At 66.7% G+C, this 23,844-nt stretch carries 22 protein-coding genes and 2 pseudogenes; 11 read left to right on the forward strand and 13 right to left on the reverse strand.

Going from position 1 to position 23,844, the window contains the following annotated elements; all coding sequences use genetic code 11:
* Positions 1-61 precede the first annotated feature (61 nt).
* A complete protein-coding gene (locus tag OHO27_RS22575) occupies positions 62-1,717 on the forward strand; it encodes a glycosyl hydrolase family 28-related protein (RefSeq protein WP_328430511.1) in 1,656 nt (551 codons plus the stop codon).
* Here the strand turns inward: OHO27_RS22575 and OHO27_RS22580 are convergent.
* Entirely contained in the window at positions 1,696-2,502 is an 807-nt protein-coding gene (locus OHO27_RS22580) for a helix-turn-helix transcriptional regulator (protein ID WP_328426693.1), read from the reverse strand. The two genes, OHO27_RS22575 and OHO27_RS22580, sit on opposite strands and share 22 nt — an antisense overlap.
* 49 nt (positions 2,503-2,551) lie before the next feature.
* Here OHO27_RS22580 and OHO27_RS22585 point away from each other — a divergent pair, with 49 nt between their 5' ends.
* Positions 2,552-2,989, forward strand: coding sequence for a DUF2000 domain-containing protein (locus OHO27_RS22585; RefSeq protein WP_328426695.1), 438 nt, complete (start codon positions 2,552-2,554; stop codon positions 2,987-2,989).
* Positions 2,990-3,032: 43 nt separating this feature from the next.
* On the opposite strand, the gene OHO27_RS22590 is transcribed toward OHO27_RS22585, so the two are convergent.
* The gene (locus OHO27_RS22590) at positions 3,033-4,295 is read right to left on the reverse strand and encodes an MDR family MFS transporter (RefSeq protein WP_328426697.1); all 1,263 of its coding nucleotides are present in this window, start codon (positions 4,293-4,295) and stop codon (positions 3,033-3,035) included.
* Positions 4,296-4,470: 175 nt separating this feature from the next.
* On the opposite strand from OHO27_RS22590, the pseudogene OHO27_RS22595 reads away from it, so the two are divergent.
* A pseudogene (locus OHO27_RS22595) lies at positions 4,471-5,231 on the forward strand (phosphoglyceromutase).
* Positions 5,232-5,331: 100 nt separating this feature from the next.
* On the opposite strand, the gene OHO27_RS22600 reads toward OHO27_RS22595, so the two are convergent.
* The 11 genes and pseudogenes from OHO27_RS22600 to OHO27_RS22650 form a co-directional block, all read right to left on the reverse strand.
* The gene (locus tag OHO27_RS22600) at positions 5,332-5,511 is read right to left on the reverse strand and encodes a hypothetical protein (RefSeq protein WP_138054498.1); all 180 of its coding nucleotides are present in this window, start codon (positions 5,509-5,511) and stop codon (positions 5,332-5,334) included.
* Between the two features lie 365 nt (positions 5,512-5,876).
* On the reverse strand, positions 5,877-7,112 hold the full coding sequence (locus OHO27_RS22605; RefSeq protein WP_328426703.1) for a tyrosine-type recombinase/integrase: 1,236 nt from the start codon (positions 7,110-7,112) through the stop codon (positions 5,877-5,879).
* Positions 7,112-7,351, reverse strand: a complete 240-nt coding sequence (locus OHO27_RS22610; protein ID WP_328426705.1) for a helix-turn-helix transcriptional regulator — start codon at positions 7,349-7,351, stop codon at positions 7,112-7,114. Before OHO27_RS22610 ends, OHO27_RS22605 begins: the two co-directional genes overlap by 1 nt.
* A pseudogene (locus OHO27_RS22615) lies at positions 7,344-8,640 on the reverse strand (replication initiator). The gene OHO27_RS22610 and the pseudogene OHO27_RS22615 overlap by 8 nt, the downstream one beginning before the upstream one ends.
* A 164-nt stretch (positions 8,641-8,804) precedes the next feature.
* The gene (locus OHO27_RS22620; protein WP_328426707.1) at positions 8,805-9,050 is read right to left on the reverse strand and encodes a SpdD protein; all 246 of its coding nucleotides are present in this window, start codon (positions 9,048-9,050) and stop codon (positions 8,805-8,807) included.
* A gap of 25 nt (positions 9,051-9,075) precedes the next feature.
* Complete coding sequence (locus OHO27_RS22625; protein ID WP_147998878.1) at positions 9,076-9,270, reverse strand: hypothetical protein; 195 nt, start codon at positions 9,268-9,270, stop codon at positions 9,076-9,078.
* 15 nt (positions 9,271-9,285) lie between these two features.
* On the reverse strand, positions 9,286-9,477 hold the full coding sequence (locus OHO27_RS22630; protein WP_004986816.1) for a mobile element transfer protein: 192 nt from the start codon (positions 9,475-9,477) through the stop codon (positions 9,286-9,288).
* Positions 9,478-9,489: 12 nt separating this feature from the next.
* Positions 9,490-10,170, reverse strand: coding sequence for a DUF2637 domain-containing protein (locus tag OHO27_RS22635; protein WP_328426711.1), 681 nt, complete (start codon positions 10,168-10,170; stop codon positions 9,490-9,492).
* A gap of 84 nt (positions 10,171-10,254) precedes the next feature.
* Positions 10,255-11,631, reverse strand: a complete 1,377-nt coding sequence (locus tag OHO27_RS22640) for an FtsK/SpoIIIE domain-containing protein (RefSeq protein ID WP_328426713.1) — start codon at positions 11,629-11,631, stop codon at positions 10,255-10,257.
* Complete coding sequence (locus tag OHO27_RS22645; protein WP_328426715.1) at positions 11,631-11,987, reverse strand: SCO3933 family regulatory protein; 357 nt, start codon at positions 11,985-11,987, stop codon at positions 11,631-11,633. The genes OHO27_RS22640 and OHO27_RS22645 overlap by 1 nt, the downstream gene beginning before the upstream one ends.
* A gap of 165 nt (positions 11,988-12,152) precedes the next feature.
* On the reverse strand, positions 12,153-12,938 hold the full coding sequence (locus OHO27_RS22650) for a GntR family transcriptional regulator (protein ID WP_030944579.1): 786 nt from the start codon (positions 12,936-12,938) through the stop codon (positions 12,153-12,155).
* A gap of 107 nt (positions 12,939-13,045) precedes the next feature.
* On the opposite strand from OHO27_RS22650, the gene OHO27_RS22655 reads away from it, so the two are divergent.
* The 8 genes from OHO27_RS22655 (at position 13,046) to OHO27_RS22690 (ending at position 23,816) form a co-directional block, all read left to right on the forward strand.
* Positions 13,046-13,453 carry an NUDIX hydrolase gene (locus OHO27_RS22655; protein WP_328426718.1) on the forward strand — a complete coding sequence of 136 codons (408 nt, stop codon included), beginning with the start codon at positions 13,046-13,048 and terminating at the stop codon, positions 13,451-13,453.
* Between the two features lie 46 nt (positions 13,454-13,499).
* The gene (locus OHO27_RS22660; RefSeq protein WP_328426720.1) at positions 13,500-13,928 is read left to right on the forward strand and encodes an ATP-binding protein; all 429 of its coding nucleotides are present in this window, start codon (positions 13,500-13,502) and stop codon (positions 13,926-13,928) included.
* Between the two features lie 74 nt (positions 13,929-14,002).
* Positions 14,003-14,269, forward strand: coding sequence for a hypothetical protein (locus OHO27_RS22665; RefSeq protein ID WP_328426722.1), 267 nt, complete (start codon positions 14,003-14,005; stop codon positions 14,267-14,269).
* Positions 14,266-14,643, forward strand: a complete 378-nt coding sequence (locus OHO27_RS22670; protein ID WP_328426724.1) for a hypothetical protein — start codon at positions 14,266-14,268, stop codon at positions 14,641-14,643. The genes OHO27_RS22665 and OHO27_RS22670 overlap by 4 nt, the downstream gene beginning before the upstream one ends.
* 464 nt (positions 14,644-15,107) lie before the next feature.
* On the forward strand, positions 15,108-18,728 hold the full coding sequence (locus OHO27_RS22675) for a hypothetical protein (protein WP_328426726.1): 3,621 nt from the start codon (positions 15,108-15,110) through the stop codon (positions 18,726-18,728).
* 406 nt (positions 18,729-19,134) lie between these two features.
* A complete protein-coding gene (locus OHO27_RS22680) occupies positions 19,135-20,649 on the forward strand; it encodes a restriction endonuclease (protein ID WP_328426728.1) in 1,515 nt (504 codons plus the stop codon).
* 300 nt (positions 20,650-20,949) lie between these two features.
* Positions 20,950-21,369, forward strand: a complete 420-nt coding sequence (locus tag OHO27_RS22685; protein WP_328426730.1) for a hypothetical protein — start codon at positions 20,950-20,952, stop codon at positions 21,367-21,369.
* Positions 21,366-23,816, forward strand: a complete 2,451-nt coding sequence (locus OHO27_RS22690; RefSeq protein ID WP_328426732.1) for a tetratricopeptide repeat protein — start codon at positions 21,366-21,368, stop codon at positions 23,814-23,816. Before OHO27_RS22685 ends, OHO27_RS22690 begins: the two co-directional genes overlap by 4 nt.
* Positions 23,817-23,844 lie beyond the last annotated feature (28 nt).

The raw sequence follows: 23,844 nt of genomic DNA on the forward strand, positions 1-23,844 counted from the left end.
CCCACCGCACTTCTGAACGTCGTTCACATCCATGAAGAGCCGCATGGAAGGACGTACGGCCATGGGCCATGCGCATCTCACCAGACGGACCTTGCTCGCCGGCGCCACGGCCGTGGCGCTCGGCGCGGCGACCGGCAGGGCACACGCCGCTGCCACCGAAGTCCCGCCCCTCTGGCACGAGTTCGCCCGCACCCCCTTCACCCACCCGCAGATCCCCTACGTGGGCCGAGCGGGCTGCCGAGGCGGCGCGAGTCGCTTCCCCCGCCCCCGAGTCGTCGCCGACGTACGCGACTTCGGTGCCGTGGCAGACGGCACGACCGACTCCGCCCCCGCGATCAACCGTGCCATCGCCGCCGCCGGAAGGGCCGGCGGTGGCACGGTCACCATCCCGCCCGGCACGTTCCGCATCGACGACGTGATCCGCATCGGCCACTCGAACGTGGTCCTCCGTGGCGCGGGCAGCGGCCGTACGACGCTGTTCGCGACGAAGAACCTGACCGAACTGATCGGCGCCTACGGCTCCCGCTACGGCGGCGACAAGTCGTCCTGGTCCTGGGCGGGCGGCCTCATCTGGCTGGCCCCGACGGCCCGTTGGGACTCCCTGGTCGCCGCGATCAGGGCGAAGGCCTGGCCCTACGAGGGCTGGACGGGCAACCGGCGCGACGAGTGGCGCCCGCTGACGAGGGTCGAGCCCGCACGGCAGGGCGACCGGACGGTCACGGTCACGGACCCGTCGGCACTCCGCCCCGGTGCCCTGGTCCTCCTGCGCCTGGCCGACGACACCGGCCACACCCTCCTGGAGCACATGTGCGGCGGCGGCCCGGGCCCCGAGGCGTACACCTGGGACGACAAGACGAAGCTGACGTCGTACGTCCCCTACGAATGGCCGGTCCGCATCGCCCGGGTCCACGGCCGCAGGGTCACCCTCGAACGCCCGCTCCCGCTCGACGTACGCCCGGAATGGGACCCGCAACTGACCACCCACATACAGGAGTTGACGGGATCGGGAGTCGAGGGCCTGACCCTGGAGGCGACCGAGACCCCCCAGCAACCCCACCTCCTCGACAAGGGCCACAACGGTGTCGTCTTCCAGTGCGCCTACGACTGCTGGGCGGTCGACGTGACCGTCCGCCACGTCGACAACGGCTTCGGCCTGGTTGCCGCCTCCGCCTGTACGCTCCGGCACACGCGTGTGGCGGGCCGCGGCAGTCACCACCCCTACTTCTGCCGCGAGGGCTCGCACGACAACCTGATCGAGGACTTCACGATCGAGGCCCGCACGACCCCGGCCCCCTCCGGCACCCAGCTGCACGGCATCAACGTGGAGGGCCTGTCCTCCCACAACGTCTGGTCGCGCGGCGACATGCGGATGGGCACGTTCGACAGCCATCGCGGCCTGCCCTTCGCCAACGTCCGCACCGACATCACCGTCCACAACGACGGCCGCCACGGCGGCGACGCGAGCGCGGGCCCGTTGTTCGGCGCGCGCTTCACGCACTGGAACGTCCGGGTGACGAACGGCCGCGCGGGCATGATCCGCCTCGACGGCCTGGCGCCCTACTCCGCCACCGTCGGCCTGAACGAGGTCAGGGAGTTCGACCAGATCGACGTACCCGACTTCGTGGGCGACCTGCACTCCCGCCTGGAGCTGTACGGCACGACGGACGTCGTGCGCCCGCGCAACCTGTACGACGCTCAGCGCGAGCTGCTGCGATAGCGCCCCGGTGGCACGCCCACCAGCTTCCGGAAGTGCCGGGTGAGATGGGACTGGTCGTAGAACCCGGTCGCGGCGGCAACGTCGGCCGGCGACCGGCCCTCCAGCAGCAGCCCGCGGGCGCGGTCGACGCGGCGGGACATCAGGTACTGGTGCGGGGCGATGCCGTATGCGCTGCTGAACGACCGTACGAGATGGGCGGGATGCGCCTGGACGAGCCCGGCGGCCTCGTCGAGGGCGATGCCCTGGACGACGCGTTCGTCGAGGAGTTCGCGCAGCCGGCGGGCGAGGGCGGGGTCGCGTCGCGGGCTGTCCGTCAGGGTGCCGGGCCGCAGGTGGGCACGGAGCCGGTCGCCGATCAGGGTCAGCCTGCTGTCCGCCTCCAGCTCGTCGCCGGCCTGCGCGAGGGCGGCGTGCAACTGGCCCACGCGCAGCCGCAGGACGGGGTCGCGCAGGTCGGGGGAGTCCACGGCCGGCCCGATCAGGTCGTCTCCGAGCCGGGTCCCGTCCAGGTACAGCACCCGCTTGCGGAAACCGTGCGGGGTGGCGGGGGAGCCGTTGTGGGGGACGTGCGGCGGGAGGAGCGACACCGTGTCGTGCGGGGTGCCGTGCTCGTGCCGGTCGAGGTCGTAGCGCACGGCTCCGTCGTCGACGATGAGCAGCGTCCACGCCTCGTGCACGTGCATCGGGTACGCGTACTCGGTGAAGTGGGCGTGGAAGACCTCGGTGACGCCCGGGACGGAGGGGCGCCACGCGGAGACTTCCTGGCGATCCCGTGCGGCGGCCATGCAAAGAACGTACAAGACGCGGCTGTACGGCGGCCGCCAGTCTCGACGTATGAACGACACGAGCACCGCGGAACCCGTCCGCTTCGACACCAAGATCGCCGTCCTGCTGCGCGAGGACCTGGAGACCTGGCAGCGGCTGAACGTCACGGCCTTCCTGGTCAGCGGCCTGGGGACGCAGCTCCCCGAGGTGGTCGGGGAGCCGTACGAGGACGCGGACGGCGTGCCTTACCTGCCGATGTTCCGCCAGCCGGTCCTGGTCTTCGAAGGCACCAAGGAGACCCTGACGACGGCCCACACCCGCGCCCTCTCCCGCTCCCTCCCGCGCACGGTCTTCACCTCCGACCTCTTCACGACGGGCAACGACCGCGACAACCGGGCGGCGGTACGGGCGGTGCCGACGAGCGAGCTGGATCTGGTGGGGCTGGCGGTCTACGGGCCGAGGAACGCGGTGGACAAGGTGATCAAGGGGGCGCGGATGCATCCGTGAGCCTCCGCCTCCATTCCCAGGGCGGCTCCGCCTGATCGGGTACTCAGGCGGCCGGGCTGACCTCCGGCTTCGCGTCGGCCGGGATGCCGGCGGTGGCCGGTTCCTCCGTGGGTACGCGGCGCATCAGGGTGCCGTATCCGATCGCCGCCGCCGTCCCGACGACCGCGCACAGTCCCCACAGCCACTCGGCGCCGAAACGGTCGATGACGAGGCCGGACATCAGGGGCGCGACCAGGGCCGCGACCGACCAGGACATGGTGTACATGCCCTGGTAGCGCCCGCGCCCCTGGGCCGGCGAGAGGCGGACGACGAGGCCGGTCTGGGTGGGCGCGTTCAGCATCTCGCCCAGCGTCCACACGCACACCGTCAGCGCGAAGACGCCGACCGACCCGGCGAAGGCGGTGAGGCCGAAGCCGTACCCGGCGAGCAGGGACGAGACGATGAGGATCCGTCCCGCGTCCCGGCGTTCGATGAACCGGGTGACCGGGATCTGCAGCGCGACGATCAGGACACCGTTGACGGCGACGGCGAGGCCGTAGTCGGCCGCGGAGAACCCGGCCTCGCCCATGGCCACCGGCAGTCCCACCGCACCCTGCTGGAAGATCAGGGCGACGAGGAAGGACAGCCCGACGACGCTCATGAAGCGCCGGTCGCGCAGTACGGTCCCGAGCCGCACCTCGTCCTCGCCCGCCTGCTCCGTCTTCGTGCGCTCGGGCCGCGACTCCGGCAGCTTGACGAACACCACGACCGCGCAGACGGCCGTCATCCCCGCCTCGATCAGGAACCCGGCGAGGTAGCTGACCTCGGCGATGAACCCGGCGGCCATGGAGGAGATCGCGAACCCCAGGTTGATGGCCCAGTAGTTGAGGGAGAAGGCACGCACCCGGTCCTCGGGCCGGACGATGTCGGCCATCATCGCCTGCACGGCGGGCCGGGAGGCGTTGGAGGCGGCACCGACGACGAACGCCACGGCGGCGATGGCCACGGGATGGTGCACGAACCCGAGCACGGCCACGGAGACCGCGGTGGAGGCCTGGGCCACGAGGAGAGTGGGCCGCCGCCCGAGCCGGTCGGTCATGACGCCGGCCCCGATCGACGAGACGACCCCGCCGAGACCGTGCAGCGCGGCGACGAGACCGGCGTAGGTGGCGGAGTACCCGCGGTCGAGGGTGAGATACAGGGCCATGAAGGTGGCGACGAACGCCCCGAGCCGGTTGACCAGCGTGCTCGTCCACAGCCACCAGAACTCGCGAGGGAGCCCGGAGACGGTCTCCCGGGTGGCACGTCTCAGGGCGGCGAGTGGCATAGGGGGTCCCCCGGGTGTACCCGGATGCACGCAACCGGATGTAAGTGGCTAAGCAGGCAGCCGCAACTTACAAGCGCGCTCGTGGACGAGGCCACTGGATTAACAGATCCCGTCAACCGTCCGCCCTTCGGGCGCGGGGCGCACCCTGCCAAAGCCGTGGATTACGCTCGGACGCATGGCCGACGCACCGTACAAGCTGATCCTCCTCCGCCACGGCGAGAGCGAATGGAACGCGAAGAACCTGTTCACCGGCTGGGTGGACGTCAACCTCAACGAGAAGGGCGAGAAGGAGGCAGTCCGCGGTGGCGAGCTCCTGAAGGACGCCGATCTCCTCCCCGACGTGGTCCACACGTCCCTCCAGAAGCGGGCGATCCGCACGGCCCAGCTGGCGCTGGAGTCGGCCGACCGCCAGTGGATCCCGGTCCACCGCAGCTGGCGCCTGAACGAGCGCCACTACGGCGCCCTCCAGGGCAAGGACAAGGCCCAGACCCTCGCCGAGTTCGGCGAGGAGCAGTTCATGCTGTGGCGCCGCTCCTACGACACCCCGCCCCCGCCCCTCGAGGACGGCACGGAGTTCTCCCAGTCGGACGACCCGCGCTACGCGACGATCCCGCCGGAGCTGCGCCCCCGCACGGAGTGCCTGAAGGACGTCGTCGTCCGCATGCTCCCGTACTGGTACGACGGCATCGTCCCCGACCTCCTGACCGGCCGCACGGTCCTGGTCGCCGCCCACGGCAACTCGCTGCGCGCCCTGGTCAAGCACCTCGACGGCATCTCCGACGCCGACATCGCGGGCCTGAACATCCCCACGGGCATCCCGCTGTACTACGAACTCGACGCCGACTTCAACCCGGTGACGCCGGGGGCAAGTACCTGGACCCGGAGGCTGCTGCGGCGGCTATCGAGGCGGTCAAGAACCAGGGCAAGAAGAAGTAACCCGAGCTGATCAAGGCCCCTACCTGCGGTTTCTCCGCTGGTGGGGGCCTTGCTGCTGTGCTGGGGCCGTCTCTGGGCCGTCAGTTGCTTGATGGGGCCGTCAAGTGGGGCGACGCCAGCGGTGGACGCGGATGTCGAGGACGATCAGTAGGGCAACGGGGAGGGCGATCTCAGGAGGTGCGTCGGCCCAGAGGGCGAGGGCACCGCCGGCTACGCCGATGAGTGGGAGTGGCAGGTCTCGCGGGGAGATGTCGACGGTGACACCCAGGCGTGGGACCATGTGGCCTCCTTCTGTGGTCGGTTTCTAGTTACGGCTTCCGAACGCGGAAATGGAAACGAATGCCGCCCCTGGCCGGGCGGCATTCGCATGTGGCGAGACCTTTTCACAGTTTTGCTTCGCAGGACAAACGCGCAGCTAGGAGATGGATTCTACTTCCGCAGTAGAAAAGTAGAAGGTCGCCGTTCCATGAGTTGGATGGTTTGTTCAGCGTCTTGAACAGCGAGGACTCTCCCTGGCGAGGGAGACTCTCTCTGTCCCTGGATGTGCAATCTTGCACCGGGTTCTTGCTCGCTTGCAAGATTGCAAACCAGGTGGGGAATGGAGCATCGAGGGCTCTCTTTTAGAGCCCCGGAAACCAGCGATGCTCAGATTCTGTGCCTAAATTCTTCGTATGCGTGAGCGATCGCATTTCGCGTGCGCTCCTGGCTGGACGGCATGAGGTGCGCGTAGACGCGGAGCGTCAGGCCCGGGTCTGAGTGACCGAGGTACTCGGCGAGGGCCTTGATGTTCTCCCCGGCGTCCAGGAGCACCGAGGCATAGAAGTGGCGGAGGGCGTGCATGCCGTTCTCGCGGGACTCGGCGTACGACTCACCCGGCTTGCGCTCGGGGATCACCCCGGCCGAGGCCAGCGCACGCTTCCAGACCTCCTCGTTGAGAGACGTACGCCAGACGTGGCCGCCGCGAGGTCCGGTGAAGATCAGCTGCTTGGTCAGCGGAGGCCCGTCGGCCACCTTCCACGGCAAGGTGATCTTGGTCGGCGGGAACTGCTTCGTGTGTGCCCGGAGTGCTTCTGTGACCGGCCCAGGAAGCGGTACATCCCGCAGCTTGCCACCCTTGGGCGGGGCGAACACGGGCTTGCTGCGGCTCAGCTTCAGCTGCTGGACCACGTGCAGCGTGTCCGACGCGAAGTCGATGGCGTCGACGGCGATCCCTAGGATCTCTCCCTGACGGAGGCCGCAGCCGCCGCCCAGGTCGACCATGGCTTGGTAGCGCTCGGGCATGCCGGCCCGGACGGCGAAGACCCGTTCCGGCGTCCATGGGACGACGCGCTTGGTGTCCACAGCCGGTGGACGGACTGAGCGGGCAGCACACGGGTTCCGGGGAAGATGTCCGTCGTCCACGGCCGCACTCAGTGCTGCCCGCACGTTGGAGTAGATCGTCCGGGCGTACGAGCCACGGACGCCGTTCTCCTGGAGCTGCCGCACCCAATCGCGTATGTGGGAGGGCTGGAAGGAGCCGAGAGGGCGCGAGCCCAGATACGGATAGGCATGCAGCCGAAGTTGCGACTCCATCGACGCCTGGGTGTTCGGATCCGGCGCGTGGGTCACCCAGCTCTCGGCGTACTGCTGGAACGTGATCCGGGCCGCGCGCGGGTCGATGTACTGCCCACGCGCCATGTCCGCTTCCGTGTGAGCCAACCACTGGTCCGCCAGCCGCTTCTGCCGGTCAGGAAAGCTCTTCGACTTCTCGGTGCCGTCTGGACCGACGTAGCGCGCGCGATAGCGCATACCAGAGCCGTAGCGCTCGCTCTTGACCTTGCGTGTCTTCCCATCGGGCCCGACCTCGGTCTTGTACCAGCGGTCTTGGATGTGCCCGGCCATCAGGCAGCCACCCCTTCCCGCTGAGCGTCCACCCAGGCCTGCACGTCCGCCGGGTCGAAGCGCAAGTGCCGGCCGACGCGGAAGCCTCGGGGACCGGTGCGCTTGCGGCGCCACTGGTAGACCGTCTCGACGCTGGGGAGCTCGAACATTTCTACAAGGTCGTCAGGAGTCAGGAACCGAGAGGGCAGGGCGCGCGAAGCGGCTGCCATTTCCGCAGCGGAACGGCGTCGGTCAGCCATGGGTTGGCTCTCCTTCCGTTCCGGGGGCGGGTTCGAGAGAGGCAGTGAGCCAAGCCTCTGCGGCACTTAGGCCGGTTCCGGCGAACACCCAGTGAGCGAGGACGAGCGTGCTTTCGCCGCCCTCCGGGACAGTCGGCACGGCCTGTGCGCGGCGCCAGTCGGCACGGGCATCACGAAGGGCGCCGAGCGTGGTGGAGTAGCGGCGGGACTTGGTGGAGAAGTGGCCACGGAAGCCGAGCATGTGAGCCCAGGCTCGGAGGCGGAGTTCTTCGAGTTCCTTGCGGGCGCCGAGGGTCCAGGCGGTTCGGATCATGCGGCGGGCGTGGGTCGCTGATGTCGAGCTGTGCGAGTTCGGCGAGGAACTTCAGCGGGCGGTCGAGGGCCCCGGTCGCGGTCTCGGCGCCCTTGGTGGCGTACTTGGCGACGTACGCCGCTACGGCCCGTTCGGTGAGCTCCTGGCCGTCGTTGAAGTCGGCGGATCGGATGGTCCGGACGTCGAGTTGGCGGCCGAAGGTGAAGGTGTGGGTGCGGCCGTCGATGACGGGGCCGTCGACGCAGACTGCGGTTGCGGCAGCGCGAATGGCATCGGTGAGGAGTTCGGCGGTGGCCCAGGCGGGCGGTGGGGTGTCGCCACCTTCCGGGCCGTCGATGCGGATGACGGCGTGGAAGTGGACTGCGCCGCGTTTCTGGTACTCGGCGACTTTGGCGAAGGACACCCGGGCGTGCTGGCGGAAAGCGCGTTGTGTGAGGCCGGCGCGCTTGGCGACTTCGCGGCGGAGGTAGGTGGAGAGACGGCGCCAGAGTGCACCCGCGTGCGCGTTCCAGAGCACGGCGGCTTCGTAGTCGTAGGTGTCGGGGTCGAGTGGGGTGCCGAGTTCAGCGTCGTCCTGGTCGTGCACGATGCCGCAGCGGCAGGGGCGGACGGTTCGGGCCGGGCCGGTGGGGCGGTTGTGGACCGGGCCGAAGCCGGGGGCCGTGAAGGTGGCGAAGACGCGGGGATGGGCGGCGACGCGTTCCGGGACGCCCTTGCCTCCGCGCAGGCCGGAGGTGATCAGGTGGAAGGTGTCGCGGCGATACACCTCCGCGCATGCCGCGCAGCGGGTCGTGCGGCGGTTGTTGCAGCGGACCAGGAGGTGACCGGCCGGGAGGGTCGTCGAGTCGAGGTGGTGGAGGACGGCTCCGACTTCACCGGTCCGAGTGTTCACGTCGTACTCGGTCCGGTGGCCGTCGAGGCGAATCGGATGCGTGCAGCCGCCCAGGCCGGAGAGCTGACGCAGTAGAGCCGGCATGGTGCCGAGGGCGGCCAGTTCGCCGAGTTCCTGGAGCGGGGGCGAAGTCTCGCGGGTGAAGATGGTGGTTCTCCTTCTGGCTTCGGTCAGGAGGGACAAAGCCCCCGGGGCGACGGATGCTTGGCGGTGTCAGTCCGCCCCGGTGGTCTGGTGGAGCTGGGGCGTCAGCGGCGGAGCTGGTCGCGGAGCATCGAGCGCAGGACGACGGCGGCGACTGCCACCGAGATGGCCGTGACGGCGACGGCGGCCAGGAGCGCGGTCAGGACGACACCGCCGACGAGGACGGCCGCGACCGCTCCGGTACTGACGGAGATCTGCGGAGCCGTGCGCTGCACGGGTGCCGGATCAACCGTGGTGTGGCTGTGCGCGGGCGGCGGGGTGGGGTTGGCGGGGTACTTGGGCAGGAACACAGCGAAGCTCTCCTTGCCTACTCGTCTAGTCGTGTGAGCCGTTTATGACGTCCACGCCGGAGCGCGTGCCGGATTCGATGGCCGGGGCCATGAAGGTGTGCGAGAGCCAGAAGCCGAAGAGGGCGATCAGCACGACGATCCAGGTACGGACGCCGAGGAACTTGACCGCTCCCCAGGCGAAGAAGCCGAGGACTACGACGAGCGGCAGGCTGACAGTCACGGGGTGCGAGTCCTTTCAGCGGACGGGGCAGCGGTGGGTGCGGGCGGCGAGTTCGGCGGCGGCGCGACTGTCGTAGTCGGCGGAGAAGCCGCAGCGCGGGGCCGTGCAGGCGGCGGTGTGCTTCTCTCGGCCACGGCCGTCGTAGGAGGTGCCGACCTGAACAGGGCCGATGCGGGTGACGGAGCGGAAACGGCGGTTGGCGCTCATGGATCTCTCCTCTCAGAGCTGGGCGGCGATGGCGTCGGCCATAGGCGGGGCGACGCCGAGTCGGGCACGGAGGGTTGGGGTGTCGATGGCCGTTCCGGTGCGGGTGTGGTGCTCGGCGGCGACATTGCGGGCGTGCTCCACCAAGGCGGCCGGGACGGAGACGGCGGGCGGAGGAGCAGAGGCCGGGATCGGGTCCGGTTCGGCGGCCGGGGGTTCCGGGAGCTCCAGTGCAGGGGCGGGCGTCCCCTCCTGATCCTCGATGTCCTCGATGTCCTCGAACTGGTCCCGAGTCTCGGTCGCTTGGCTCGCGGTGGGATCGGCCTGCTCAGTCGGTGTCGAGTGAGCGAGGAGCGTGCCGCCGAGGAAGGCGACCGCGGGCCAGCCCGCCACGAGGATGCGCAGCCAGGCCGGCACGTGGTCCATGTCGAGCAGCCCAGCCGTAGCGACGTTGGCACCGAGGGATGCGACGAGCGCGATGACGAACCAGCACCACCCAGCGGCTTTCGCGTCACCGTTCCGCAGTCGGCGCCAAGCGGCGACAAGCAGCAGGTCGACCGAGACCGGGTAGGCCCACGCCTTCCACCCGTCCTGTCCGGCCGCCGAGGCGACGTCGTGCAGGTGGGCGAACGACAGGGCGGCGGCGATGACGGCCTGGATGAGCACCGCATCGATACGGGCCAGTTGGGCGCGCATGCTGCGGCTCCTTCCGGATTCAGGCATGGCAGGGGTAGGGACCTGGCGCGAGACGGTCACGCCGACCGGTTGGGGAAGGGCAGGTCAGTCGGTCACCGGGCGCGGCTTCACGACCGGAGCCAGGGGCGCGACCAGCCGCACAGGCACGTTTGGCCGGAAGGGCTTGAGTGCGGGCAGGTCGGGGACCAGGTGGGCCGATGCGTGGCAGGTCTTGGCGGCGTCGGCGAGGGAGAGGTAGGGGGTGCGGATGCGTGACCAGCCGCCGGAGGTGTCACCGGCGATGGCGAGGCCGGGCTGTTCGGGGGCGATGGCGCAGGCGGCGGAGACCGCTTCGGGGGCGATGTCGCCGAGTGCCATCTTGGCGGAGGCTTCGTCGTTGACGCGGTGGCAGACACGGCCGGTCAACTGGGCCCGCAGCATGGTCGCGCCCTTCCCCAACTCGGCGCCGAACCGCTGCCCGCAGACCTCCAGGTAGATGCCGGCGGCACGGCCGAGCTGGGCGAGGCGGATGAGTTGCGTGACCATCTCGTCCCGCCGTTCCTCTTCCTTCTTCGTTGCGACGAGGAAGAGTTCGGCCACCTCGTCCACGAGCAGGACGATGGGCACGGGCCGCTCATGCTCGGGGAGTCCCCAGATGTCGGAGGTGACTTCCTCGTCCGGAGTGGCCGGGGCGATGCCCTGCCGGGCCTTGATCAGGTCGTAGCGGTCTTCCATTTCCTTGATGAGCGCGGGCAGCAACTCCGCGGCCTGGTCAGGGTCGGTGGCGAGAGCCGACAGACGCGGAGCGAAGGGAGCCAGTTCGACGCCCCGCTTGCAGTCGATGCCGACCAGGGCGACGGGCTGTCGGGCGAGTCCGGAGACGAGATGCCGCAGGTACATGGACTTGCCGGACAGGGTGGCGCCGAGCGTGAGGCCGTGGGGGACGGTTCGGTAGTCGCGTACGAAGGGTGTGGCGTCCTCCCGCAGGGCCACCGGAACCCTCAGGAAGTCGGCAGCGACCTTGCGCGGCATGCGGACCTTGCGCAACACGTCGAAGCCGACAAGCCGCAGCTCGACGACACCGGGCTTGATGGTGGTGACGTAGACGGCGTGAACTCCCCAGGCGTGCCGCAGCCGTTCGGCGGAGGCGGCGACGTCGGCGGGTTCCTGCCCGGGTGCGAGTCGCAGGCGGATCCGGAGCCCGGTCGTGGTGGGTCGGATGATGCCGCGACGCGGCGGGACGGGGCGGACCTCGCGACGGGTGGTGGCCTTGACCGCCAGGACCCGGAGCCGGGAGGGCGCCACGGACAGGCCGCAGGCTTCCATGACCGAGCCGTACGAGCTGAGCAGGCGAGCCGTGGACATCGGCAGGCCGACCGTCGACCAGTAGATCCCGGGGTGCTTGGCCCGGGCGTAGGCAGCCCCACCGCCGAGCGCGGCGACAGGACCACCCACCTCCAGAAGCGTCGCTATGTCGGTCATCAGGCAGCGGCTCCGGTGGCGGCCGGGAAGGCGGCCGGAGTGACAGCGGCGGCCCGGTACGCGATGCCGTGGCGCTGCTGCCCGTTGAACACGCTCTCCCACGGCCGGGCCACGAGCCCCGGCAGCGAGACCGGAGCACCGAGCGTCAGCCCCTCGGACACCCCGCTCTCCGGCAGGGTCACCTTGATCAGGGACGACTCCCCCTCCTCGATGTAGACGACGCCGATCGTCATCAGTGCCTCGCCGCGCACGCTGTCCTTGGCGATCTCGCCGGTCTGCCGGTCGCGGACCTTGGGCTCGGGCGCCTCGGTCAGCAGGATCGTTGCGGCCGAGGTCTCCACGCGGATGGTGCGCAAGATTTCTTCCCATCTACTCGTCTATACAAGATGCAGTCTTCGAACCCGATCTCCGGGAACGCCGACCACCTTGCCACACAACTTGCCCACTCGTCTATACGAGTATGCTTGTTGGGGTGTACGAGTTTAAGAGAACGGCCCCGCGCACCACCGCCGGTCAGGCCCTCACGTGGCCGGGAGCTGGTACGACAGGACGTAGGCGTCTGCCGCCATCACCGTGTCGCAAACTTCTACGGCTCGCCCCTCGGTGTCGTAGGCGGTCCGAATCAGGTGGATCACGGGCACGCCAGCGGCCAGGCGGAGCGTCTTCACTTCGGACGGCGAGGGCATCCGGGCGCGAATCTCCTCCTCGAAGTGGTCGAGGTGATGGCCCAGCTCTTCGAGTCGGGCGTAGATGCCGCCGGGGCCGGGGTTGGGTTCGGCGATCTGCGTGCCGCGCGCGATGTCGAGCGGCAGGTAGGAGGTGGCGAACTCGACCGGCCGTCCGTCGAGCAGGTACCGGCGCCGGCGGGCGAGCACACGTCGCACGGACCCCAGCCGGGTGGAGATGTCCTGACTGGCCTTCTCTTCCTTGACCTCCAGGCTGTCGACCTGCGGGTGACTGCCGGCGGCGTCGGCCTCGACGATGAAGGCGGACTTGCCTTGCTCGCGATGGCGCCGGGCGAACCGGTCGGAGGCGAGGCGTCGCACAGGCGGTCGTGGTCGCACGAAGACGCCCTTGCCGTGCTCGGCGTGGACCAGGCCCTCGCCCTGGAGAATGGAGAAGGAGTTTCGAACCGTCATGCGGGAAACTCCGTAGTGGTCGACAAGCTCCGCCTCCGAGGGCAGCTTTTCACCCTCCTTGAATCGCCCACGGTCGATGGCCTCGCGCAGCTGGTCGGCGATCTGCCGGAAGACCGCACGATCACTCGTGGGGTCCAGGTCGCCGAGGAGGCTCGGGAGAGACGTCACGTGTACTCCTTTAGGTATCTAGACGAGTGGGCGAGTGTTGTTGCTACGGTGGAGAGCCTAGCCAGCCGAGAGGGCCGAGGTACGTGAGCATGGACCGTCCGCACTCCGTGAGCGTTGCAGGAGTCGTCGTAGACGCCCAAGGCCGCGCCCTCTTGATCCAGCGCCGAGACAACGGCAAGTGGGAACCCCCGGGCGGCGTCCTCGAACGCGAGGAAACCATCCCCGAGGCCCTCCAGCGCGAAGTGCTCGAAGAAACCGGCGTCAAGATCGCGCTTCCCGCGACCCTCACCGGCGTCTACAAGAACATGACCGGCCTGATCGTCTCGCTGGTCTTCCGCTGCGAAGCCGCCGACGGCACGCCCACCACGGGCGACGAGACCCGCGCACTGCGCTGGGCCACCCGCGAAGAAGTCACCGAACTCGCCGACGAGGCGTACGCGATCCGCGTCCTGGACGCTTTGGGCGCGGCTTCCCCGCCGGCCATCCGCGCCCATGACGGCGTGAAACTCGTCTAGCCCGAACCCGCTGCACATGGCGGCCTACCAGCACGAAGGAACTTGTATGCACGAGTATACGAGCACTGCTCGGGTCTGGGGGCTCAGTTGCCCAGGATTTCCGGAAGAGGTCAGCAGAGCCCGCCGATGGACCCGCGACATCCTGCGCGGCTCGCCCTTAGCGGAGGACGCCGAACTCATCGTGAGCGAGCTCAGCGCGAACGCGATCCTCCACACCGCCAGCGGCCTCACATCCGGCAGCTTCCACCTGGCCCTCGCGGTCTCCCCCCAGGTCATCGCCCTGTCGGTCACGGACGACGGCGGCACCGGGTCGGCCCCGAAGGTCGAGCACCAGGACCAGGAGGCCGAGCACGGCCGGGGCCTGGGCATGGTGACGGCGATCGCTCACCGAGTTGTGGTCCACGACAGCGACGCCGGCCACACCGTCACCGCTGAGCTCTACAGGGATATCCGCCCAGGAGACCGCCCGTGCTGACAGCGACGACCACGGACCTCTTATCGACTGAGGACAGCTGGGGTGCCTACCGCTGCTGGGCAGCCGCCTACCCCTTGCACCAGACGAGCGCCATCCTGCTGGGATTCCACGGTGCAGCCAGCCCCCACCTTGCACTGCGCTGGCTACGCGAACGCACGAGCCACGTCACAGACCAGCTCGACGCCGCATACGCCCAGCCGGGGTGCCACTGGCTGACGGACGAGGCAGAGCACGAGCGAGCCCTCACCTACCTGGCCACCGGCACGGCCTACCAACTCACGCTGTACGACGAGAGCACCCGCTACGTTCTCATCGCCTACCCGCCGGGAGGCACCACGTGAACGACCTCCCCCGCGGCTACTGGTGCGAGTGCTGGACGCAACACCTCGACAAGGACCAACGGCCGGCGCTGCACGCTTCCTTCGACGCGTACTCGGCAACGCAGGCAGACCGGTGGATAGCCGTCGCACTGCGCATCATCAGTCCAGCGCTTGACGCCGCAGCATCAGAACAAGCGTGGCAGTGGCTGTATGAGGACCGCATTGAGACCAGGCGTGCCCTGCTCCGCGCGGAACCCTGCTCAGTCTCGGTGGACCAGGCCGGCACACGCATCACTTGGACGGTACGGCCGGTCATCTTCCTACCGCTCGCACATCGGCGAAACGTGGAACTTCCAGCCTGCGCATACGACTTCAAGCCCCATGCGACCGACTGAGTTACAACTTTCTCTACTAGTTCAAGGCGGCTCGCTCCGCTCCCCGCGCGCGGCCCGGCCCCCGGCCGGGCCTGCGCTCCTGTCTCCGCCCCGCTCCAGCCCGGCCGGCGCCCGTGCCGCGCTCAAAGCATGCAGCCACCTGATGCCAGAGAAGGGGTACGTCGTGGCTGGGGCGGTCGGCTCCACGGCTTTACGGAGCCACTTTGGCGCGAGCCTCGAAGATCATGGCCCCAACGTCGTGCTTTACCGGGCAGGTCCACAGACTGCCCGACGCGCCGGGAGCTTACGGGGCCATGATCACTCGCGCCAAAGCAGCGCCACCCCAAAGCCGCTCCACCGACCTGTCATGCTTTGTTTCGCTAGTTTCGTTGAAGACGATGCACAATGCTGGGAGGAGTGCAAAATAGCTTCAGTGAGACAGGCCAGCCACCAGCGACGCGCTGGTGAAGGAGGCTGATGCAAGCGTGAGTACATCTGGCGGGAGAGCAAACGAAGCAGGAAGTCTTCATCGAAGCGGCTTCGCTGCGGTACTAGCAGCCTATGCGCTCCGTGGGCTGCCACTCCCGTTCCTGGATGATGGAACTGCGGAATCCAGAACAGTTACGTCCCTCCAGTTCGAGACGTCAGATGCCGTCGACGACATTCGATGCGTCATGAAGGATGGAAGTTATACCGCCTTCCAAGCGAAGAGAAGTTGCGGAAATGATCACAGTCTCGCGTCCACAGTCCGCCAGTGGGAACAGCAGGCGAACGCCCTGAGAAATGGAGACCGGATCGGTCTAGTCGTTCGAAACCCGCGAGGACCCGTACGAGACCTAAAAGCAGCACTGCATGACCGGCGATCAGAATTCCCCGGACCTGAAACAGGGGCAAAGCGGAGTGCCATTCAGGCTGTTACAAGTAAGTTCTCCAGCACGATTGGGCAGGACTCAATAGACGCGGTTCTACGAGCATCACACTGCGTCACTTGCGCAGCAGAGAATCCTGGTGACGCACAATTCGATACAGCTGTCAGCCTGCTCGACGGCGTCGTCGTGGCTACAGGGCTCGGCGAGGCCGCATTCAAGCATCTACAGCGAAACTTCCAAGGAAATGCCGCCTCTGGAGAAGGCAGCGGAATTCCAGACTGGATCGCTTGGCTTTCAGATGCAGGATGCGCGCCACGCTCGGACCCATACGGGACTCCAGGGCAGCAGGTCGCAGCCGAGGACCTGGCAATTGCCAAGCATCGCGAATCTTGGGCTAAGAGAGAGAATAGGCTCAACTTCGCCCTTCTGGCGCAGGATCTACCAACAATCCAAGTGCCTGGCCTCGCCAGAACATTCCGAGTCTCGGTACCGTCTAACGGAAGCGAGGAGGAAAAGGAAAAGTCACTGTTGGCAGTCGCCCGCAGATGGGACCGTTTTATTCTCGTTGGTCTACCCGGCTCAGGGAAGTCAACTGCGATAAATCAGCTCGCGGCTAACTGGTCAGCACAGGCCGATGCGCCGATTCCCCTTGTGGTCCCTCTTAAGGAGGTCTCAGAACGCATCAACGATCCGGCTGATGTAACCCTTAGCCTAATACTAGACATCGTGACATTGAACTTTGAACCCAACCTTAGGGGATCACTACGGAAGGCACTCGAACGGCAAATAGGGGCAGGAAACGTCGCACTTCTTTTGGACGGTCTCGATGAATGCAGACACCTTGCCGGCCTTGTATCTCTCGGCCTTGAGGAAATGTTGCACGAGATCGATTCGAGCATTCCCATAATCGTCAGCAGCCGTGACAACACTATTCCGGCTGCAAGGAAGCTTGGCTTTAAAGAGGTTCGCCTCATAGAGCCAAGATTTCTCGATAGCACGATGGACAAGGTCCTCAGAGTTGCAGCTGAAACGAGAGTCCCTATCGAGTCGAGGGACACTTGGCTTGGGGCAAAGCGACAAAGCATCGAAGATGCCAAGGACAAGAATCGCGACATATGGCAGGTTCCTCTGCTGGCTACGCTCCTCACGCTCCTAACCGCTTCCACAGAAACTGATGCGTTGCCCCAAAGTCGGGCACAGATCCTTCTGGAAGTAGTTCGAGACAGCGTAAGAAAATGGGAAGTGAGTCGCCTCACAATCGACCCGCCAGGCACGTGGAATGAATCCTTGAAGCCCGCTCATCTCATAGACGGGTTCGCAACAATAGGTCATGCCATCAGCGGTACTGACGCGGTACCTACGAACCAAATCGATGAGGCCTTGGTTTTGATGCTTCGCTCCAGGTGGGACCTCTCAAGGGGCGAGGCTGATGCTGTAGCACCGCAGATTCGCTGGTTCTGGGACGAACGCGTAGGTGTGTTTGTAGCCACGAATCATGGCCGCAAAACGGAAGCACGGAGCAGGCAGTTCGTTGAAATCGCCGACGCTATTTGGGTAATGCACCAGGGTCAATCGGCAATATCCTCATGGGTAGCGGAATCCATACGCGAGCCCAGCATGCAGGAAACTATATCCCTAGCGTCAGGACTTTCCGCAACCGTTTCGACGTTTCTCATGGATGCGGCTTTGGGTGACCCTGACACTGCCGTTCGAGCGCGAGGCTTGCTCTGGCTTCTCGAAGCTGAAATCAAGGATCCCACTATTCCTTCGGACCGACTTCAGGAACTTATCACCGCCACATGTGCCCAATACCGTGATGCAGAGAAGAATTATGCCCCTACGGAGGAAGTATCCGCGAGAGGTATCCTCACAGTCGAAAAGATCGAGCGCAACGTGAACTCTCGGCAGCTGAAGGTCGATGGTTTTGGATGGGTGCATCTGGTATGTCTGGCGCAAGTAAAGATGTCAAGCGACTTTCGAGCGCTTAGAGACAGCGAGTTCGCCTCTTTGGGCCTAACGGAACTACGGGCGTCTATTCTGAAATCACTTGTATCACTGACAGACGCGAACGCTGAGGACCGCGATCTCGCTGCTGACGAGATCAACTTGGTGTACGAACTCCTGCGAATGCCTATCGCACCACCTGACCGTCAACCACCCACACAGATTTCGAGACGCCGTGTGGTGTTTCACCCCAACACGCCTCTTCTGACAGGGCATGAAAAGGCTGCGTTGCTCACGCTCAACCACCTAGAACATTTCTCGGATGACGTACTTGAGCACCTGCAAAACGTTGCCGAGCGCGGCTCGGCCAGCAATTATCCCACGTTTGCCGAGGCCTTGGGCCGCCGAGGAATAGAAATGATGTCACAGGTCGCCCGAAATATGAAAAGGCTCGTGAATTTTTTCGGCGAGGACGACTGGTGGGGTAAAATTCTCGACCCTGTATCGCTGCTACCCATAGAGGACGGAACGCCAGCCCTTGATCGCAGGGATCGGTGGAAATTGCGCGCTCTTGTCGGCGTCATGGAGGCTATGGGCGTTGCTGAAGTGGGAGTCGGAGACTACCGCGAGGCTACAGAATCAGATGCCTCGTTTCTGCCTACCTACATACATTCCTTTGCTTCAATCTGCGGGTTCAATGTAAGTTCCTGCGCTCTCCAAGCGAGGCTCGTCCTTGATGCTGATGAAAGCGAGCGCCGGGAAGAATACGACTTCATCTTCACCACACTCGGGGAGCCTGATCCGACGTTCCTTCAACCTGACCTTGAGCACCTTGAGACGATGGTTTCCGGATTGTTTGTAAACTCTGACTGGATTGCTCATCTGTCCTGCTGGGTGCTCACACAGTTGCGAGACGAAAGAGCTGTGCCCCATCTAGCAGCTCAAATATCTTCGGCACAGCCGCAGCGCAAGAGTTTGGGTACGATTGCATTGTGCCTGAGTTCGCCCATACCTTCGAAGGCATGTGAAGATGCCCTGACGAGCACAGACCCGGCAGTCCGGGCTGGTGCGGCTCAGTTGGCACGTATGGCCGCACCAGAGGACCAGGAATTTGAGGCGGCACATTCAGCCTCCATCGCCGACGATGATATGACGGTTCGGTGGGCTGCATCCAAAGATGTGACCGTATCCGCTAACGGCACCTTTTGGTCTTGTCCCGAGTGCTCGGGGCGGAATGAGCCCGATGCCTTGGACTGCGCTCACTGTTCTACGGGAGGACGGCCATTTGACTGAGAAAGTGCACGAGGAGGTGAGTGCCAAGCCATTCGGCATCCCGGGATGATCCGGAGCCGACTATCCGGTTGCCCGCACTGACAACGTCTTTGTTCCCGTAGCCGGCGCCCCGGCAGACGTGCCAGAACCGTGCCAGGTCAGGCGGAAGGCCACAGGGAGTACCGGGGAACTCAGGGGGCGGACTTCAAGCGTTGTCGTCATTTCGCCGCAGGTCAGCATGGCTTCCCGCCCATGAGGCACACGAGCTTCCCAAGCTCATGGCCTTGCGGTGGCCAGTCCGCGGTTGATGGACAACGATTCCCGTTCAACAGACCTGGGTATCGCTGAGGGGTGCCCCGGCGGGGCGGGCCGTTGTGTGAGTGCAGCTTTAGAAGGTTGCGTGAGTATAGGTGCAGGTGGGGGACTCATGGCGCGCCGCAAGTCAGTGATGCAAGTGCTCGCCGAGGCGTACAAGGCGAAGCAACAGGCGAAGGCTGCTGAGTTGAAGCGTGCCCAGCAGAAGGAGCAGCAGGCAGCGAAGGCTGCTGAGGAGCGTCGGCGCCGTCAGAAGCGGGAAGCCGCCAAGATCGAGACCGAGCATGCCCGTCTGTTAGCCGCAGGGGAGAAGCACCTCGACCGGGAGCAAGCTGCACAGGCACGCGAGGTTGCCCGTATAGAGCGGGAGTTGGCTAAGCGCCAGGCCGAGCGGAAGCGCGCTGCAGAGCAGCGGGAACGAGAGCAGGCCCGCTCGGAGAAGGAGCGGCAGAAGCAGGCGCGTGAAACTCGATTGGCGCAGTTGAAGGATGAGGCAGAACAACGCACGCTCCAGGCCCAAGAGCGCCTGGCGGAACTCCAGGCGGTGCTGACGGACCGGCCCAGAAGATTGACGAGTTGGCACCCGTATGTCGAGCTTGCACTCGCTGAGCGGGGCCCGCAGGGCGTGGCAGACGCTGTGGAGGAAGTGCTCAATGGCTCGTCTGTGCCCGAAGGGTGCCGCGCGGGTGCGGGAGCGGCTTATGTTCCGGAGGCTCAGCAACTCCTCATTGAGGTCGAACTGCCGCAGCATGAGGTGGTGCCGACCGTGGCCGCGTACAGGGTTATCGTCCAGCGGACCGAAATCGTCGCCCAGCCGCGTAAAGAGGCCGAGACCAAGGAGACTTACCGCACTCTGGTTGCACGCCTCGCCTTGCGGGCACTGGACGAAGCGTTCTCGACCACCCCACCTGGTCTCGTAACCACTGTGGTGTTCAACGGGCATGTGAGTGCCAAGGACCGCGCGACCGGCCGTCCAGTGCACCCCTGCCTTGTGAGCGTGGTCGCCCGGCGCGAAGACTTCGACGAACTTGTACTGGACGAACCCCAGCTCGATGCGCAGGAGTGCCTCAAATACCTGGGCGCTGTCGTCTCCCGTCATCCGCACGATCTGGAGCCCGTACCCCCGGTCGTGGAGATCGACCTGTCGAGGTACCGCATCACCGCGGATGCCGGCGCCGTGGCAGGGCTCGACAGCCGACCTGACCTCCTGCAGATGGACCCGTACGCTTTCGAGCGGCTCGTACGCGAACTGTTCGAAGCGATGGGCTTCGAGACCTGGCGGACTCAGGGTTCTCGGGATGATGGTGTGGACGCTGTAGCTGTACAGCGTGACCCAGTGGGGACCACGGTTTTCGCCATCCAGGCGAAGCGGTCGAAGAACGCCGTGCCCGTTGAGACAGTCCGCGCGTTGGCAGGAGTGATGCACGACAAAGCTGCAAGCCGTGGAGTCCTGGTGACGACCTCATGGTTCGGAAAAGCAAGCGATGACTTCGCTCACCGAACGGGCAGGATGCAACTCATCAACGGACGCAACCTGAAGGCGCTCCTCAAGGAGTACTTGAACATGGACGTCTTGATCGGCCTCCCGAAGACACCTCCGGGTTGGCAGCCCTCTGACGTCCAATGAGGTGTTCAGACGGACCGATTGACCAAGCTGCAGCCCTGCACCACAACCGCACCGGATAGAGCGGGGAGCACCGGGGAATCACGGTGAAGTCAACCCAGCCCGGAGAGACCGCGCCCCGACTGTTTGCCCAGGTCAGCGAACCAGCCGTCCGCAAATGCCCGCAGCTTCCCAAGCTGATGGCATGGGGCAAGGAGCCAGCAAGGGGGCGTGGGAACCGCGGTGAGCGGTTTAGGCGTTTGGCTTCACGTCAGGGCCGCCTTTTCTACGCTGGTTGCGGAGCCGCGCGGATCGGGGGATCAAGTGAGTGCTGAGATCGGGCAGTTGGTGGAGCAGGCAGGTCCGTATCTGGCGACCGCGGCGAGTGCGTATGGGGTGGCGGTGTTCACCCGGGCCGAGAGCGCGGCCGTGGACGCCACAGCGAACCTGGGGCGGCGCATCCTGCAGGCCGTGTGGCGCCGCCGTGACGAGCGGGGCCGGACGGAGCTGGAGGCCGCGGTCCAGGAAGCGGCCGAAGCACCGGACGATGCGGACGCGGCTGCCGCCCTGCGCCAGCAGATCAAGCGGGCGCTGCGTGACGACGCCGAGTTGCTGGCCGAGCTGGCCCGGATGCTGCCCGCCGCCGGTGAGACGGTGCACGTGACGGCGTCGGGTGAGCGGTCCATCGCCGCGAAGACCATCGGCACGGCCGTCACCGGGGACAACACGACGATCAGGCCATGACCAACAGCGATGCGGCCAGCGCGGACGGTCCGCAGGCGATTGGGCCGCGGTCCCTGGCGGTGGGCGGCGGCGTCAGTGTGGCGATCACCGGCGACGGCGGCCAGGTAGTGATGCTCCCGGCCGAGGCGGTGCGCTGGGCCAGGGAGGTGGAGGCGCCGCCGGGGGCCGGGAATCTACCCGGATCTGCATCCGGCGTCTTCGTCGGACGTGAACATGAACTGGCCGAGTTGCGCCGGCTCCTGGCCGACGAGGGGGAGGCCGCTGTCACTCAGGTGCCCGGTTCACGGGCGATCCATGGGCTGGGCGGGATCGGCAAGAGCACGCTCGCCCTGCACTACGCCCATACGCACCGGCGCACCTACACGCTGGTGTGGTGGATCAACGCGGCAAGTACCGAGCAGATCGTCGCCAGCTTGGCCACCCTGGCCATGCGGCTGTGCCCGCAATGGGCCGCCACCACGGGCGTGCAGGAGCGGGCGGCGTGGGCGATCCTGTGGCTGCAGTGGCATCCCGCCTGGCTGCTGGTGTTCGACAACGTCGAAGATCCCACCGACCTGCGCCACTACCTCGGCACGCTTCCGGACGGCCATCACCTCGCCACCAGTCGCACCGCGACCGGCTGGCACACCATCGCCCCCACCATGACGCTGGGCCTGCTCGACACCGATGCGGCCCTAAAACTGCTCTGCACCCTGGCGCTCGGAGCAGAGCACACCCCCACCCCAGACCAACGGCAGGACGCAGCCGCCCTTGCCGCCGAACTTGGCTACCTGCCCCTCGCGCTGGAACAAGCCGGCGCATACCTCTTTGAGACCGGAGCCTCTCTGACCGACTATCGAGGCATGCTGGGGCGGGTCATGGACACGGCTGTCGGCGGAATCGACCCCGAGCGGACCATCGCCCGCATCTGGCGCCACACCCTGACCGCCATCGAAGACCGCCTCCCGCAAGCCGTCACGCTCCTCAACGCCATGGCCTGGCTCGCACCCGACGACATCCCCCGCACCCTGCTCGCCTCGCTCTGCCCCGACCCGCTCACCCTCGGCGAGGCCCTGGGTGCACTGCACGCGTACAACATGATCGCGTACAGCACCGACCGCCAGAGCACCAGCATCCACCGCCTGGTGCAGACCGTGCTGCGCCACCGACCCGCCATGAACTCCGAGGCACATCCACCCGGCCGACAGGACGCTGAACACCTCATCCAGCAGGCCATCCCCGACGAGGAGGCGAACACTCCGGGGTGGGAGCGAATTCTTCCCCATGTCGTGGCCGTCGCCGACTCGACACCGCACACCAGCCTGGCGTCGGCCGAAACCGCCGACGCCTACGAGGCCGCCGCACAGTACCTGTATCGCCAAGGGCGCGACGCCCACACCATCCGCCTACGGACAGCCACCCTCGCGCAGCACGAGCGGGACCTGGGCGACACCCACCCCGACACCCTGATCAGCCGCAACAACCTGGCCTACGCCTACCGGGCGGCGGGAGACCTGAGGCGGGCCATCCCCCTGCACGAAGCCACCCTCGCCCAGAGCGAGCAGGTCCTGGGCGACACCCACCCCAACACCCTGACCAGCCGCAACAACCTGGCCGGCGCCTACGAGTCGGCGGGGGATCTGGAGCGGGCCATCCCCCTGTACGAGACCACCCTCGCCCAGCGCGAGCAGGTCCTGGGCGACACCCACCCCTCCACCCTGATCAGCCGCAACAACCTGGCCGGCGCCTACCGGGCGGCGGGCGACCTGGGGCGGGCCATCCCCCTGTACGAGACCACCCTCGCCCAGCGCGAGCAGGTCCTGGGCGACACCCACCCCGACACCCTGATCAGCCGCAACGACCTGGCCGGCGCCTACCATTCGGCGGGGGATCTGGGCCGGGCCATCCCCCTGCACGAGACCACCCTCGCCCAGAGCGAGCAGGTCCTGGGCGACACCCACCCCGACACCCTGACCAGCCGCAACAACCTGGCCGGCGCCTACCGGGCGGCGGGCGACCTGGGCCGGGCCGTCCCCCTGTACGAGACCACCCTCGCCCAGCGCGAGCAGGTCCTGGGCGACACCCACCCCGACACCCTGACCGCCCGCAACAACCTGGCCGGCGCCTACCGGGCGGCGGGCGACCTGGGCCGGGCCGTCCCCCTGTACGAGACCACCCTCGCCCAGCGCGAGCAGGTCCTGGGCGACACCCACCCCGACACCCTGACCAGCCGCAACAACCTGGCCTACGCCTACGAGTCGGCGGGGGATCTGGAGCGGGCCATCCCCCTGTACGAGACCACCCTCGCCCAGCGCGAGCAGGTCCTGGGCGACACCCACCCCTCCACCCTGATCACCCGCAACAACCTCGCGCATGCCCGTGAAACTGCGGAGACCGTACAGCAACGCGATACAGCAACCCCTACAACCGCCCCCGACCTTCAGCGCTCCTCAGGCACTTCCGACTAGCCGGAGTGCCTCTCAGCGACCGCCCGGG

The sequence above is a fragment of the Streptomyces sp. NBC_00443 genome, from assembly GCF_036014175.1.
Classification (GTDB): Bacteria; Actinomycetota; Actinomycetes; order Streptomycetales; family Streptomycetaceae; genus Streptomyces.